We start from the raw sequence: 15,182 nt of genomic DNA, 5'->3' as shown, positions 1-15,182 counted from the left end.
ATGTCCCGCGGCCACTCAGCGCTCCAGTTCGCGCAGCCGCTGCTCCAGGAAGCGCCGCTCCGGCTCCAGCTTCGCCAGCGCCAGGGCGCGGGCATAAGCTTCCCGCGCCTCGTCGCGGCGCTCCAGGCGCCGGCAGAAGTCGGCGCGGGCGGCGTGGGCCAGGTGGTAGTCCTGCAGGTCACCGCCGGCAAGGATGGCGTCCACCTGCGCCAGCCCCGCTGCGGGGCCATCGCGCATGGCCAGGGCCACGGCGCGGTTGAGCGCGATCACCGGCGAGGGCTGCATGGCCAGCAGCAGGTCGTAGAGACCGACGATCTCCGCCCAGTCGGTGCCGGCCATGTCGGGCGCAGCGGCGTGCACGGCGGAAATCGCCGCCTGCAGTGTGTACGGGCCGACGCGCCGGGTGGCCAGCGCGGCATTGATCAGTTGCTGGCCCTCGTCGATCAGGGCACGGTTCCAGCGCGAGCGGTCCTGGTTCTCCAGCAGCACCAGTTCGCCATCCTCGGCGGTGCGCGCCTCGCGCCGCGACTCGTGCAGCAGCATCAGCGCCAGCAGGCCCATGACCTCGGCCTCGGGCAACAGCTCGAGGAGTTGCCGGCCCAGGCGGATGGCCTCGGCGGACAGGTCGGTGCGGGTCAGCGAGTCGCCGGCCGACGCCGAATAACCTTCGTTGAACACCAGGTAGATGACCCGCAGCACGCTGGCCAGGCGCTCGGGCAACTCGGCGGCTTCCGGCACCTGGTAGGGGATCTTCGCGTCGCGGATCTTCGCCTTGGCGCGGACGATGCGCTGGGCGATGGTGGACGGCGTGGCGAGGTAGGCGCGGGCGATTTCCTCGGTCTTCAGGTCGCAGACTTCGCGCAGGGTCAGTGGCACCTGCGAGTCCGCCGGCAGCGCCGGGTGGCAGCAGGTGAAGATCAGCCGCAGGCGGTCGTCCTCGACGCTTTCGTCGGCCAGCTCCTCCACCGATTGCGCGTCGATCTCCAGTTGTTCGGCGATCTGCGCGAGCGAGGCATCGAAGCGCGAGCGGCGACGCAACCCGTCGATGGCCTTGAAGCGTCCGGCGGAGACCAGCCACGCACGCGGGTTGGCCGGCACGCCGTCGCGCCGCCACTGATCCACGGCGGCAAGGAAGGCTTCGTGCAGCGCCTCCTCGGCCAGGTCGAAATCGCCCAGCAGGCGGATCAGCGTGGCCAGCACCCGGCGCGATTCGCGGCGGTAGACCTCGTCGACCACATCGCGCTGGGGCTGCGGAGCGTAATCGTGCATGGGGCCGGACGTCCTTGGCGGGGTAAGGTCTGCCTATCCTGCACGGATTCCCTTCAGGGTGGGAAATGGTCGGACGGATGCGACGGGCGATCGTTGCGGGGGGTTGCGTTGGGGCGGGAAGGCCGAGCGGGGTGTTGCCCTCACCCCAGCCCTCTCCCAGAGGGAGAGGGGGCCGATTGTGCTGACGCCATGGTTTCATCCTGCGCCGAACGGTCCCCTCTCCGCTTGCGGGAGAGGGTTAGGGTGAGGGGCCTTTGCTCTTGCAGGAGCGGGCATGGCGCACTCCTGCAAGCCAACCGGGTTACGGCTTGGCATCGAACAGCAACTGCCCCGTCGCCGGGTCGAAGGGGATGGAGAAGTGCTCGTGGGCGATCTTCCAGCGCCCGGCCTCGCGGCGCAGGCCGACCGTCACGCGTGCCCAGGAAGCATTGTGCTGGCCCTTGTCGTCGGTGCCGCCGCAGTAGGCGAGGTAATGCCCGAACGCGGTATCGCCGCCGCTTTCGAAGCTCAGCTGGTGGATATCGAAGGTTGGCTCCCGGCACATCTGCGTACAGTCGCGCCAATGGCTGGCGTAGGCCTCGACGCCCTTGAACTGCAATTGTTTCACCGCGTCGAAGGCGAGGATGTCGCGGGTGTAATGGCTGGTGATGCCCTCGACGTCCGAGGCCCGCACGGCGTTCAGCCAGCTTTCCAGCACGGCGTGCAGCTCGCCGTGGTCTGCATTCTTGTCGCCAGTCATGGGATTTGCTCCTGTTCGAGGTTCAGGAACCGCAGCAGCTGCGCGGCTGCGGGGCGTCGTCGTATTCGTCGTGGAAGCGCGTCCAGTTCATGCCCTTGCCCTGGTAGTCGGGCATCCCGCCCCAGCCTTCGCCACGCCCCAGCGGGGTGAGGTCGAGCAGGTGGTAGGTGAACAGCGGCGCCTCCAGCCCGCGGCCATAGGTCGAGTAGCTGTGGTAGACCTGCTCGCCGTCGCGCAGGAACACGCTCATGCCCGGCTGCTCGCCGCGCACGTGGTAGCCCTGGCCGAGTCGCTCGAGCTCCGCCTTGTCACGATAGTTGTATTCCACCGGGGCGACGGACTCGTCGATGCTGACGTGGAAGTCGTAGTTGAAGTCGCTGCCGAACGACGAGTACCAGGGGAACTGCCAGCCCATGCGCGCGCGAAACGGCGCGATCTCCTCCAGCGGCGCGCGGGAGACCATGGCGAAGGTGGTGCCGCGGGCGTGCAGGTGCTCCAGCCGGCCGAGGTTGTCGATCAGGTAGGAGCAGCCTTCGCATCCCAGGCCGGTGTCGCGGTGGAACATGAAGTGGTAGACGATCAGCTGCGGCCGCCCCTCGAACAGGTCGAGCAGGCGCAGCGGGCCGTGCGGCCCTTCGAAGCGATAGTCCTTGTCGATGCGCACCACCGGCAGCTCGCGGCGTTGGGCATTGAGCGAATCGCGAGCGTGGGTGGCGGCCTTTTCCTGCTCCAGCAGGCGAAGGCGCGCCTGCCGCCAGGCGGCCGGGGAAACCACGCGGGGGAAGTCCTGGTTGGCCAATGTCATGTCGCACGCTCCTGGGGGCGTTCCCCCTGCGGGTGGGGCCGGGCGCGGCGTTTGCCGCGCAGGCGGGTGACGGCGAACGCACTGACGCCGCCGGCGGAAAGAACGCTGGTCAGCGCCAGCGTCAGGGTCGATACGCACACGGGGCACATGGCTCACCTCCTTCGCATCGTGGGTCGCGTCAGCCTTTCTCGGCCAGCGCCTTGAGGTTGCCCAAGCCCGCTTCGAAGTCCTTGCCGACCATGCTGTCCACATCGAAGAACAGGTGCATGATCTTGGCCACGAAGGGCACCGGGCCGAACATCGCCCAGGTCACGTCGGTGCCGCCGTCACGCGGCGCCAGGGTGAACTCGGCGGTATTGCTGGCCCTGAACGGCTTGAGGAAGTCCAGGGCGATGGTCACGCGGCTACCGGGGTCGCTCTCGAGGATCTGCATGCGCCCTGCCCCTGCCTTGCCGTTGCCTTCCCAGGCGTATACCGCGCCCGGGCCCTGCGCGGCGCCGGAAAAGCTGCGCTGCATCTGCGGGTCGAGCTTCTCGAAGGGCGACCATTGCGGCCAACGGTGGAAGTCCTCGATATAGCCCTGGATTCTCTCCGGCGGCGCCTGGATGCGCAGCGTGCGCTCCACCCGAAAGGTGTCCGGCCGGTTCGCCGCCAGCACCAGCACCACCGCCACGACCACTATCACCAGCACCGCTATCCACTTGAGCATTCCATTCTCCTGACGTTGCTTTCTTCAAGGCGCCGGGCCTCAGCGCCCGGCGAAGTATCGATCCCAGTCGCGCACCGGGCGGACCTCCACGGCGCCGAGACGGCCACTGGGGATCCGCTCGGCGATCTGCAGTGCCTCGTTGAGGTCGCGGGCATCGATCAGCACGAAGCCGCCCAGGTACTCGCGGGTCTCGGCGAAGGGCCCATCGGTGATCGACAGGCCGGCGGCGCCATGCCGCAGCGTCGTGGCCGTTGCCACCGTTTCCAGCGCCTCGGAGGCCAACACGCGCCCGGCCCGGCGCTGGTACTCGTCGTTGGCGAAGCACTCGTCCATCAACCGCCGGTACTGCGCATCGGACAGGCTCGCCAGGCGCTGCTCATCCACATAGATCAGGCAGAGGTACTTCATGCTCGTCTCCCGCACAGTGCGCTTGCTGTTACGTCCTAGTCGAAGCGCGCGGATGGGAATCGACAGCGGGATGAAAATTTTTTTCCGCAGGCGCGGGCGAATGCCTGGCCAGCGGCCCGGGGCCGCGCTCATCCGTGGCACGCCGGCCCTTTCAGATTCGTCTCAGAGCCTTCAGGGCGCGGTGTGGCGAAGATGGCCGTGGGAAAACCCCCCGTGACCATGGAGCTCAAGAGAATGAAACTTCACGCAACCGCCCTGGCTGTCGCAGCCGCTTTCGCTGTGCCGGGCTTTGCTTTCGCCGCCAACACCATCAACTTCAGCGGTGAAGTGACCGACCAGACCTGTTCGGCCGTGGTCGATGGCAACACCGACCCGACCGTCATCCTCGACAGCGTGCCGGTCAGTGCCCTGAACGGCTCCGTCGGCCAGACCACCGGTGAAACCAGCTTCACCCTGCAACTGACCGGTTGCGCCGCGCCCAGCGGGGCCGCCGAGCACTTCACCACCCTGTTCCAGGCCACCAACGCCACTGCTTCGGGCAACCTGACCAACACCGCCGCCAGCGGCGCCACCGGCGTCGCCCTGCAACTGCTCGACGCCCCGGCCGGCAACCCGGTGAACCTGGCGGGCGGCGCGGCCGTGGCCGCCGGCGACATCGTCCTCGCCGACGGTGAGACCAGCGCCAGCTACGACTACGCGGTGCAGTACGTCTCCGAAGCCACCACCGTGACGCCTGGTCCGGTACTCGGCTCGGTGACCTACACCCTGCGCTACGAGTGATACCCCGCGGCACCGCCCCCCGGTGCCGCTTTTTCGCATTGCGCCGCGTCGCCCAGGGGAACAGCCCCTCGAGCGCCCCGGCAGGACAGGTGAACCGGATGAATGCCCTTCCACTGCGCCCTCTGCGCGCGGCGACGCTCGTGCTCGCCCTGCTGGCAGCCTTCAGCGCCCCGTTGGCCCAGGCCAGCGTGGTGATCACCGGCACCCGCGTCATCTACCCTGGCGATGCGCGGGAAAAGACCGTGCAACTGACCAACAAGGACGGCTTCGCCAACGTCATCCAGGCCTGGATCGACGTCAACGATCCCGCCTCCACGCCGGACACCGCCAAGGCGCCCTTCGTGGTCAACCCGTCGGTGTCGCGCATGGCACCCGGCAGCGGCCAGACCCTGCGCATCCTCTACACCGGTTCCGGCCTGCCCCAGGACCGCGAGTCGCTGTTCCACCTCAACGTGCTGCAGATCCCGCCACGCAACGCCGCCAAGGCCGAGCAGAACCAGATGCTGCTGATGCTGCGCAATCGCCTGAAGCTGTTCTATCGCCCGGCCGGTATCGCCGGCAGCCCGGAGCAGTTGTCGGAGAAGCTGCGCTTCTCCCTGGTACAGAGCGGCAGCACCTGGAGCGTAAAGGTGGAAAACCCCACCGGTTACCACGCCTCCTTCGGCAGCGCGACGCTCAGCGTCGGCGAGCGCCAGTGGACGCTGCAGGCGGGCATGATCGCCCCCCTGGGCCAGGCCCTCTGGCAGGCGGAAAAGCCCTCGGCACTCCCCGCCGGCACGCCGCGGCTGTCCGCCCTGCTGATCAACGACTACGGCGCAAGAGTGGAACTTCGCCATGATCTGCCGCGTTGAACGCCCCCCCCGAGCATTGCTGCCGTTCGCTCTCGGCGGCCTTGCCATGGTGGTCGCCGGTCTGGCCCAGGGCGAAGCGGATTACCGCTTCGACGACAGCCTGCTGATGGGTTCGGGGCTGGCCGGCGGCAGCCTGGAGCGCTTCAACCGCGCCGACCAGGTGGACCCTGGCACCTACCATGTCGACCTCTATCTCAACGGCCAGTACGCCACCCGCGCCGAAGTGGAGATGCGCCAGTACGGCGAGCGCGCCGAGCCCTGCTTCAGCGAACGCTTCCTGCGCCAGAGCCTGGGGGCGCGTCCCGACCCGAACGCCGGCAAGGACGACCAGGGCATCTGCCACCGGCTCACCGAGCGCCTGCCGGATTCGACCTGGAACCTCGACACCGCTCGCCTGCGCCTGAACCTCTCGGTGCCCCAGGCGCGGCTCGACATCAAGCCGCGCGGCTATGTCAGCCCGGACGAGTGGGATGCCGGCAGCACCATGGGCTTCGTCAACTACGACGCCAACCTCTACCGTTCGAGCTTCGAAGGCTCCGGCAGCGGCGATTCGGACTACGGCTACCTGGGCCTGAACGGCGGCCTCAACCTCGGCCTGTGGCGCCTGCGCCACCAGTCCAACTACACCTATTCCAGCTACGCGGGGGACACCCGCAGCGACTGGAACAGCATCCGCACCTACGCCCAGCGGGCGGTGCCGGGCCTGCGCAGCGAACTGACCCTGGGCGACAGCTACACCGAGGGCAACCTGTTCGGCAGCATGGGCTACCGGGGCGTGCGCCTGGCCAGCGACGACCGCATGCTGCCCGACTCGCAGCGCCAGTACGCGCCCCAGGTGCGTGGCACCGCGAACACCAATGCGCGCGTGGTGATCAGCCAGAACGGCCGGAAGATCCACGAAGCCACCGTGGCGCCCGGCCCCTTCGTCATCGACGACCTCTACGGCACCGCCTACGACGGCGACCTGGACGTGCAGGTGATCGAAGCCGATGGCAGCGTCTCGCGCTTCTCCGTGCCCTTCTCCGCCGTCCCCGAGTCCATGCGCCCGGGCCTGTCGCGCTACAGCGCCACGGTCGGGCAAGCGCGCCAGTATGGCGACGGCAACGACCTGTTCGGCGACCTGACCTACCAGCGCGGCCTGACCAACGCCCTCACCGCCAACCTCGGCACCCGCGTCGCCGAGGACTACCTGGCCGTGCTCGGCGGTGGCGTGCTGGCCACGCCCTATGGCGCCTTCGGCGTGAACACCACCTTCTCCAGCGCCACCGTGGAAAACGACCAGCGCAAGCAGGGCTGGCGCGTCGGGCTGAACTACAGCCGGACCTTCCAGCCGACCCAGACCACCCTGACCCTGGCCGGCTACCGTTACTCCACCGAGGGCTACCGCGACCTCGGCGATGCGCTCTCCGCCCGCGACGCCAGCGACCACGGCGACAGCTGGGACTCGAGCAGCTACAAGCAGCGCAACCAGTTCACCCTGCTGGTCAACCAGGGCCTGGGGCAGTACGGCAACCTCTACCTGTCCGGCTCCACCGCCGATTACTACGACGGCAAGAGCCGCGATACCCAGCTCCAGGTCGGCTACTCGAACACCTGGCGGCAGCTCAGCTACAACCTCGCCTACTCGCGCCAGCAGACCACCTGGTACCGCGACGTCAACGACGACTACGACCCGTCGCAACCGCCGCAGTACAACCTGCAGCACGGCAGCAACCGCAACAACACCCTGACCCTGAGCCTGTCGATGCCACTGGGCTCCACCAGCCGCGCACCGAACCTCAGCGCCATGGCCTCGCGACGCTCCGGCGACAGCAGCGGCAGTACCTACCAGACCGGCCTCAACGGCACCCTGGGCGAAGAACGCAGCCTGAGCTACGCGCTCTCTGCCGGCCGCGACAGCGAAGGCCAGGGCACCGACTTCAACGGCAGCGTGCAGAAGCAGACCGCCGTCGCCACGCTCAATGCCGGCTATGCCGAAAGCTCCAGCTATCGCCAGGTCAACGCCGGCATGCGCGGCGCCGCCGTGCTGCACAGCGGCGGCCTGACCCTGGGCCCCTATGTCGGCGACACCTTCGCCCTGGTGGAAGCCAAGGGCGCCAGCGGCGCCGGCGTGCGCGGCGGCCAGGGCGCGCGGGTGGACGGCAACGGCTATGCCGTGGTGCCGTCGCTCTCGCCCTACCGCTACAACCCCATCAGCCTCGACCCGCAAGGCATCGACGAGAACGCCGAGCTGGTGGAGACCGAACGCAAGATCGCCCCTTACGCCGGCGCCGCCGTGCGCGTCGAGTTCAAGACCCTCACCGGCCATCCGCTGCTGATCCAGGCGCAACTCGCCGATGGCCAGCCGCTGCCGCTGGGCGCCGACGTGTTCGACGGCAAGGGTGTGAACATCGGCATGGTCGGCCAGGGTGGCCAGGTCTACGCCCGCGCCGAAGGCGAGAAAGGCCGGCTGCGCGTGCAGTGGGGCGAGCGCCCGGAAGACGCCTGCCTGCTGCCCTACGACCTCAAGGACGCCAAGCTCGACCAGGTACTGGTCCGCCTGCAAGGCACCTGCACACCGGAGGCCTCATGAACCCCATCCTGCGCAGCCTGCCGCTGCTCGCCCTGCTGCTGGCGCCAAGCGCCTGGGCCACCTGCTACAAGGTCACCAGCGTGGGCAGCGCCACCACCACCTCCAATACGGCGATCCGCCCCGGCGAAGGCGTGGCCGGCGCCTGGCCCGGCGATGGCGCCTGCGATACCTGCAACGGCTCTCTCGGCCTGCCCAGCGTGATCAACGTCAGCGATGCCAGCTTCCAGCCCGACGGCAGCGTGATCGCCAGCTCGGTGGCGCCTTTCACCCAGTACGGCGCCACCGCCGGCCATGATCCGGAGCGGGTGTTCTTCCGCTGCGCGCCGGAAGACGCGGTCTACGAGATGTTCTCCAGCAACGCCGACAACCTCTACAGCGGCTACTACAACGGCGGCGACAGCGTGGGCAACTCCATCGGGCTTCAGTCGGCCTACCGCACCGCCTGGCCCAACGTCCTGCTGCGCCTGACCCACGTGGAAACCGGCGAGTACTTCACCGACATCTGGCGCGAACGCCAGCTGACCGGCCTGGACATCGACTCGCGCGGCTATCAGCTGGTCAAGGCCAAGAACCTCAGCGCGGTGCGCGCCGAGCTGTTCCGCGCGCCGCTCGAGGCCACCCGCTACTACTCGGCGACCATCGCCTCCCAGGCCTATCTCTACACCCAGCCGGCCGGCTACATCGCCATCAAGGGCCCCGGCCTGGCCTACCCCACCGTCGGCCAGAGCCATATCGGCAACTACCCGGGCTGGCATTACAACTGGCCAGGCGCCATCGGCCTGTACAACAAGGTCACGCTCAAGCGCTACCCCACCTGCGCTGTCACCAACGTCACGCCCCACGTGGTGTTCCCGTCGATCTCCATCGGCGAGATCAACGCCGGCGCCAGCCGCGAGATGCCCTTCCAGGTCGATTTCAAATGCCAGAGCGGGGTGATCAACAGCACCGCCGCCAATGGCACGGCGCTGGGTATCAAGGTGTCCGCCGGCGCACTGGCCGCCTCCTCGGGCCTGGGCCTGGTGAATGCCAACGGCGGATTGTCCTACCTGGTTTCCGACCGCTATGGCCAGCCCGGCATGGCCCAGGGCGTGGGCATCCGCCTGCTGCGCGACGGCAGCCCGATGAACCTGCTGGCCAACGAGGATTCGGCCAACGGCAGCAACGCCGAAGCCCGTGGCTGGTACCCGGCGATCGGCAACGCCTCGAACAAGTCCGGCGAGGTCAGCGGCATCACCCAGTACACCGAAACCTTCCGCGCGCGCTTGGAAAAGCTCAGCCTCGGCAGCATGCCAACGGTCACTCCCGGCCGCGTGGAAGCCACGGCGCAGGTGGTGATCCGTGTGCAGTAGGTCGCTGCGCGCCGCGCTGCTCGGCCTGGCCGTGCTGGTCGGCGCGAATGCCTATGCCGGGGTCACCGCCGAGCGCACGCGGGTGATCGTCACCGAAGGCCAGCGCGAAGCCTCGCTGGCGCTGGTGAACCAGAACCACTACCCGGTCATCGTGCAGACCTGGGTCGACGACGGCGACCTCGAGGCCGCGCCGCAGACCGCCCAGGCGCCGATCATGCCGCTGCCGCCGGTGTTCCGCCTGGACCCCGGCCAGCAGCGCAGCCTACGCCTGCTCTACACCGGCGAGCCGCTGCCCACCGACCGCGAATCGCTGTACTGGCTCAACCTCTACGAAATTCCGCCGCAGCCTGGCGAGGCGCTGGCCGACGGGCAAGCGCGCCTGACCGTGACCCTGCGCACGCAGATGAAGGTCATCCATCGGCCGCGCAGCCTGGTGAACGACGCCGAAGAGGCGCCGCGCCGCCTGGTGTTCCGCCGGGCTGGCGAGCAGGTGCAGGTGGAGAACCCCACCGCCTACTTCATCACCCTGGCCGGCGCCGACGTAGGCCAGGGTGAGGCGGGTTCGCCGCTACCGGGCGAACTGCTGCCGCCGTTTTCCCAACGCACCCTCACCCCCACCCGGGCCCTGCCGGCCAGCGGCGGCGAGGTGCGTTACCTGTGGATCGACGACGGCGGCAACAGCCAGCCGGGGCGCTCGCCGCTGCGCTGAGGATTGACGCGCAGTATTCCCCTGTAGGAGCGCGCCCTGCGCGCGATCGCGGGCATGGCCCGCTCCTACAAGGGCGCTCGGTTTCGGGCGGTTCTGCTCAATGTCTTTCTCCGAACGTCCGCGCCGGGAACTTCCCTAACCCTGCTACGCACCCCGCTCCGAAGGGAGAGGGAGCCGCCTGTGCCGGCTGACGCTCATCCTGCTCCGAACCAGTCCCCTCTCCCTTCAGGGAGAGGGTTAGGGAGAGGGCAAGCCACGACGCAGGAGTTGACGTACGCGGACCTTGTCCCTCCCCTCGCGTGGCGGTGGGACTTCGCGGACAAGGTCCGCTCCTACAGGGGAAGGCCGGCGTTGGGCGGTTCGCGAGCAAGCTCGCTCCTACGAAAAGCCCCCCGGTTTGATTTGGCTTTTCAGAAGGCTTCCAGATAACTATCCGCGCGCGCCGAATGCCCGTTCAGGAGGCCTCGTTGAATCGGCGTTTCAGACCGTAGGGCGCATAACCCGGAACGGGTTATCCGCCGATGACGGATACCCTTGAGTCAGCCTGCGCCAGTCGGACCACTCTCCCTCCGGGGTTCGTGATCTCGTAGGAGCGGACTCCGTCCGCGATAGGTTCGTATTGCGCCGGAGACCATCGCGGACAAAGTCCGCTCCAACCTGAAAAATCGCGCCGGGGCGTGCCCTTCTCCCCCGCCCTGGCTGCGCGCCCCGCTCCGAAGGGAGAGGGAGCTGCCCGTGCCGGCTGACACCTTGGATTCCTCCTGCACCGACCGGTCCCCTCTCCCTTTAGGGAGAGGGTTAGGGAGAGGGAAGCCCTCGGCACGGACCTTCAGAGAAAGACAGTTGCTCCTAAGCCGCGAGACATGGCACGGCCGCCTGCAGGAATGCAGCGTCAGGCCTACTGAAACAGGTTCGCCATCACACAGAAGGTCAACAGCGCCTGGTCGGTCTCGACGTTCAGCTTGCGCATGGCGGAAATCTTCTGCGCGCTCACGGTCTTCACGCTGCGGTTGAGCAGCAGGGCAATGTCGCGCACGCTCATCCCCGAGACGAAGTGGCGCAGCACCTCGTACTCCTTCGCCGACAGGCTGGCGATACGCCCCTCCACGTCATCGCCGCTGGCCAGCACGCTGCTGGCGGACTGCATGCCCGGGCCGCGGTAGATACGGTCCTGGGCCAGCGCCTTGAGCGCCACCAGGATCTCGTCGAGATCGCCGTTCTTCAGGATCACCCCGGAGACCCCCAGGTCGTACAGGCTGGAGAGGATCAGCGGGTTGGACAGCATGGTGAGGATGAGGATGCGCGTGCCGGGGAAGTTACGCAGCAGGAACTCGATGAGCTTGAGGCCGTCGCCGTAGGTCTGGTCGCCCGGCATGTTGTAGTCGGTGATGACGATGGCCGGGTGCTGTTCTCGGTACAGGGCCACCAGTTCGCTGGAGTTGTGTGCCTCGCCGATCACCTCGAAGCGATCGTCCCGCTCGATCACCTCGCGAACCCCCATCAGGACGATGGGATGGTCGTCCGCTAGTGCCACTCTGACTTTTTCCATGAGTTTCCTGAGTCCCAACGTTTGCGATCGTCGGCCGGCCACAGGGGCACGGCCACTTTTCCAGAGTAGCCCCGGTTTGCGCGCAGGCTGTCAGAGCCGCGCCAGGGCTGCCTCGATTCGTCCCAGCAGCGCGCTCACCGCCGCGGACAGTTCCGGCCCGGCAGGCTGCGCGATCAGCGCTTGCTCCACCGCACCGCAGGCATCACTGAGCCCGTGGGCCTGGACCACCGCCAGCGCGCCGCGCAGGCGATGCACCTGCTGGCGAACGGTAGCCAGGTCGCCGTGCTGCAGGGCGTCGCCCACGCCCTGCATGTCCTGGCGCATGGTGCGCAGGAACAGTTCGCGCATCTTATCCGAGACCTCGATGCGGTCCGCCACCGGCGCCGCCGAGGGCTCGTCGTCCGGCGCCGGCTCGGCCGGCAGATGCCCGCACACCTTGAGCAACCCGTCGTGCAGGGTACGCAGGCTCATCGGCTTGACCAGCCAGAGGTTCATGCCCACCGCCATGCAGCGCTCGCCCTCCTCGCGCAGGGCGTTGGCGGTGACGCCGATGATCGGCAGCCAACTGTCGTGGCGGCGCAGTTCGCCCACCAGTTCGTAGCCATTCATCACCGGCATGTTCACATCGGTGAGCAAGGCGTCGAACGCGCCTGGCGCCCAGCGCTGCAGCGCCTCGCGGCCGTTGCTGGTGAGGGTCACGCGGCAGCCCAGTTCTTCGAGCTGCTCCTTGAGCAGCGCCTGGTTGATCGGGTTGTCCTCGGCCACCAGCACGCGCAGGCCCAGCTTGCCCAGCCGGGGGATACGCGGCGCCTGGCGAGCCTCGATACTGCCGCCCTGCTGGGCCAGGCGCAGGGCCTGGGCGATGCCGGCGAGGTGGTAGAGGCTGGCTTCCCAGCCCTGGGCCGACGCCTGCGGATGGGCGCCACCGTCGGTCAGGGCACGCACGCGCGGGCCGTGCCACAGCGGCGCGTCGCCGGCGTCGAGCGCATCCAGCAATACCGCGCCGGGGGGTGCATCCGCGGGCAGCTCGTCCTGCACCAGCGCCGAGCCGCCCCAGCAGTCGACCCAGGCGGCCAGACTCTGCGCCAGCTCCTTCACCGGTGCCCGCACATACACCGGCTGCGGCAGCAGCGGCGCGGCATCGGCCAGCGGCTGGTCGTGTTCGAGCACCGGCAAGGCCAAGGTGAAGGTGAAGCTGCTGCCCAGGCCGGTTTCGCTCACCACGCGCAGGTGGCCGCCCATCAGCTCGCTCAACCGCGCACAGATCGACAGGCCCAGACCGGTGCCGCTGACCGTGTGCTCGTGGCCGTGGGCCTGGTAGAACGGCTCGAACAGGCGCTGCTGCTGGGCATCGGACATGCCGATGCCGGTGTCGGTCACCTGCCACTGCAGGGCCGTCTCGCCGTGCTCGCTGGCGACGCTGCGCAGGCGCAGCACCACGCGGCCGATGTCGGTGAACTTCAGCGCGTTGCTCAGCAGGTTGGCGAGAATCTGGCGGATGCGCACGGCGTCGCCGCGCACCAGGCCGGGAATGTCCGCGTCGATGCAGGCGTAGAGCTGCAACTGCTTGCCCTCGGCCACCCCGGCGTACCCGGCGACCACGTCCTCGGCCAGCTCCAGCGGGTTGAATTCCACCGCTTCCAGGGCCATCTGCCCGGCTTCGATCTTGGACACGTCGAGGATGTCGCTGATCAGTTGCAGCAGGGTCGAGGACGAGCGCTGGATGGTGGCCAGGTAGTCGCGCTGCTGGCCGGTCAGCTCGGTCAGGCCGAGCAGTTCCAGGGTGCCCAGCACGCCGTACAGCGGCGTGCGGATTTCATGGCTCATGGTGGCGAGGAACACCGATTTCGCCTCGCTGGCGGCGTCCGCCGAACGCTTGGCGTCGGCCAGCATCTGCTGCGCCTGCTTGTGCGCGCTGATGTCGTTGAAGGCGCACAGCACCACGTTCTCGCCGCGGTAGCGGGTCGGGGCGAAACTGGCATGCAGGGCGCGGCCTTCCAGTTCGAACACCAGCTCGCCGGCGCCTGCGCCGATCCGCCCGCTGAGGTCCCAGTCGCGGCTGATGCGGGTGATGGCGTCGGCATCGCCCAGCCAGAGTTCGGCCAGGCGATTCTGCATCACCACCTGGTGGCTGCCGTGGCGCAGCACGCACAGCGCCACCGGCGCAGTCTGGATCACCGCGCGGCTGAAGGCGTCGCTCTCGACGATCTCCAGGTGTGCGCGGCGTGCCGGCCGGATCACCCGCCGCGAGTACCAGCGGATGGCGAACCAGCCACCGGCCAGGCTGCCGAGGATCAGCGCCAGGCCACCGAGGAACTGCCACTTGGCGTAGCGGAAGAAGCTGGCGTAGCTCAGCCGGTAGAGTGCGGTCCAGCCGCCGTTGAATTCGCTGCGGACCTTGAACACCAGGCCGTCGCTGCTGACGTTCAGGCCCTCGTGGTAGTCCTTCTCGCCGCCGGGAAAGTCGATCAGCACCTGGCCGCTCGGCGACACCAGTTCCAGCTCGTCGAACACCGGACGGTCGAGGACCTGTTCAAGGTCATTGATGCGTTCGAGATCCAGCAGCGAGACCGCGACGACGCGGCGATCCAGGTCCGACTCCCACCACAGCGCATCGGGCAGATCGAGGCTGACATACGCCAGCAGCTCGCGGCTCTCGCCGCCGGTGTAGGGCAGCGCGGGCGCCCAGTGCACCTGCGTATCGCTGCGCTTGGGCGAACGCGCCTCCAGCGCCTGGTGCACCCGCTCGATCACCGGCAGGTAGCTAACCCGGGTCAGCGGCCGCTGCCCGCGGAAGTTGCCGATGGAGGGCACCGCGAGGCTGGTCGGCCCATGCAGGTCGAGCACCAGGACCTGCGGCGAGGGGAACGACGAGGTGCTCCAGTAGCTGCTGTAGAAATTCGCCAGCATCACGCCGAAGGAGAAGGTGCCGGGCCGGTCGCGCGGATCGACATGGCGCACCTGCTGCGCCAGGGTGAAGGACATGGCGAAAGAGAATTCCCGCCCCTCGTGGATCTCCATGCCGTTTTCACGGATCAGCAGGCGCCGCTGCAGTGGGATCACGTCCAGGTCCTGGCGCTGGGTCGACTCGTCGCTCTGCTGGGCGATGCGGTTGAGGAAGGCCTCGTGCTCGTGGATGTCGCCCACCAGGCGGGTGAAGTGAAAATGCACCTTGTCGCGCTCTTCCTGCACCACCCGGCCCAGCGCCCAGTAGCAGGCACCCACCAGCATCAGGGCGAGGGAGACGGCGCACAGCAGCACGACGTTCAGGCGCAGCGACGAGCTCGCGAGTTTACGAATCGAGCCGTGGTCATGTTCCATCATGCAAAACATCCGGTGTCGCGGAAAGTGGCGGCGGAGGGCCCGCCGGATACCAGCGAACTGTAGATGTGAGTAACGAATTAGGCGACCTGCGGGCGGATGCCGCGCCGACGAGCGCCGT

13 protein-coding genes are annotated in these 15,182 nt (G+C 68.2%); 5 read left to right on the top strand and 8 right to left on the bottom strand.

Annotated elements, in window-relative coordinates; all coding sequences use genetic code 11:
- Window positions 1-15: 15 nt before the first annotated feature.
- The 6 genes from N0B71_RS14350 to N0B71_RS14325 all read right to left on the bottom strand — a co-directional run bounded on the left by N0B71_RS14350 (window position 16) and on the right by N0B71_RS14325 (window position 3,930).
- Complete coding sequence (locus N0B71_RS14350) at window positions 16-1,269, bottom strand: RNA polymerase sigma factor (protein ID WP_259753238.1); 1,254 nt, start codon at window positions 1,267-1,269, stop codon at window positions 16-18.
- Between the two features lie 301 nt (window positions 1,270-1,570).
- Window positions 1,571-2,008: a YybH family protein gene (locus N0B71_RS14345; protein WP_259753237.1), complete on the bottom strand. Its 438-nt coding sequence runs from the start codon at window positions 2,006-2,008 to the stop codon at window positions 1,571-1,573.
- Window positions 2,009-2,030: 22 nt separating this feature from the next.
- Window positions 2,031-2,813 (bottom strand): DUF899 domain-containing protein, encoded by a 783-nt coding sequence (locus N0B71_RS14340; protein WP_259753236.1) that lies wholly within the window; start codon window positions 2,811-2,813, stop codon window positions 2,031-2,033.
- Window positions 2,810-2,962, bottom strand: coding sequence for a hypothetical protein (locus tag N0B71_RS14335; protein ID WP_259753235.1), 153 nt, complete (start codon window positions 2,960-2,962; stop codon window positions 2,810-2,812). Before N0B71_RS14335 ends, N0B71_RS14340 begins: the two co-directional genes overlap by 4 nt.
- A gap of 29 nt (window positions 2,963-2,991) precedes the next feature.
- Window positions 2,992-3,522: an SRPBCC family protein gene (locus tag N0B71_RS14330; RefSeq protein WP_259753234.1), complete on the bottom strand. Its 531-nt coding sequence runs from the start codon at window positions 3,520-3,522 to the stop codon at window positions 2,992-2,994.
- Window positions 3,523-3,561: 39 nt separating this feature from the next.
- Entirely contained in the window at window positions 3,562-3,930 is a 369-nt protein-coding gene (locus N0B71_RS14325; RefSeq protein WP_259753233.1) for a YciI family protein, read from the bottom strand.
- Window positions 3,931-4,164: 234 nt separating this feature from the next.
- On the opposite strand from N0B71_RS14325, the gene N0B71_RS14320 reads away from it, so the two are divergent.
- The 5 genes from N0B71_RS14320 to N0B71_RS14300 all read left to right on the top strand — a co-directional run bounded on the left by N0B71_RS14320 (window position 4,165) and on the right by N0B71_RS14300 (window position 10,191).
- The gene (locus tag N0B71_RS14320) at window positions 4,165-4,710 is read left to right on the top strand and encodes a fimbrial protein (protein ID WP_259753232.1); all 546 of its coding nucleotides are present in this window, start codon (window positions 4,165-4,167) and stop codon (window positions 4,708-4,710) included.
- A gap of 98 nt (window positions 4,711-4,808) precedes the next feature.
- Entirely contained in the window at window positions 4,809-5,561 is a 753-nt protein-coding gene (locus tag N0B71_RS14315) for a fimbrial biogenesis chaperone (protein WP_259753231.1), read from the top strand.
- Complete coding sequence (locus N0B71_RS14310) at window positions 5,545-8,133, top strand: fimbria/pilus outer membrane usher protein (protein WP_259753230.1); 2,589 nt, start codon at window positions 5,545-5,547, stop codon at window positions 8,131-8,133. Before N0B71_RS14315 ends, N0B71_RS14310 begins: the two co-directional genes overlap by 17 nt.
- A complete protein-coding gene (locus N0B71_RS14305; RefSeq protein WP_259753229.1) occupies window positions 8,130-9,482 on the top strand; it encodes a fimbrial protein in 1,353 nt (450 codons plus the stop codon). The genes N0B71_RS14310 and N0B71_RS14305 overlap by 4 nt, the downstream gene beginning before the upstream one ends.
- Entirely contained in the window at window positions 9,472-10,191 is a 720-nt protein-coding gene (locus tag N0B71_RS14300) for a fimbrial biogenesis chaperone (protein WP_259753228.1), read from the top strand. Before N0B71_RS14305 ends, N0B71_RS14300 begins: the two co-directional genes overlap by 11 nt.
- A gap of 898 nt (window positions 10,192-11,089) precedes the next feature.
- Here N0B71_RS14300 and N0B71_RS14295 read toward each other — a convergent pair.
- Both N0B71_RS14295 and N0B71_RS14290 read right to left on the bottom strand, forming a co-directional pair.
- On the bottom strand, window positions 11,090-11,740 hold the full coding sequence (locus N0B71_RS14295; protein ID WP_259753227.1) for a response regulator: 651 nt from the start codon (window positions 11,738-11,740) through the stop codon (window positions 11,090-11,092).
- Window positions 11,741-11,830: 90 nt separating this feature from the next.
- Window positions 11,831-15,064 (bottom strand): hybrid sensor histidine kinase/response regulator, encoded by a 3,234-nt coding sequence (locus tag N0B71_RS14290; protein WP_259753226.1) that lies wholly within the window; start codon window positions 15,062-15,064, stop codon window positions 11,831-11,833.
- Window positions 15,065-15,182 lie beyond the last annotated feature (118 nt).

The sequence above is a fragment of the Pseudomonas sp. GCEP-101 genome (assembly GCF_025133575.1).
Lineage (GTDB): Bacteria > Pseudomonadota > Gammaproteobacteria > Pseudomonadales > Pseudomonadaceae > Pseudomonas > Pseudomonas nitroreducens_B.
This window is presented reverse-complemented; position numbering and strand designations above follow the sequence as displayed.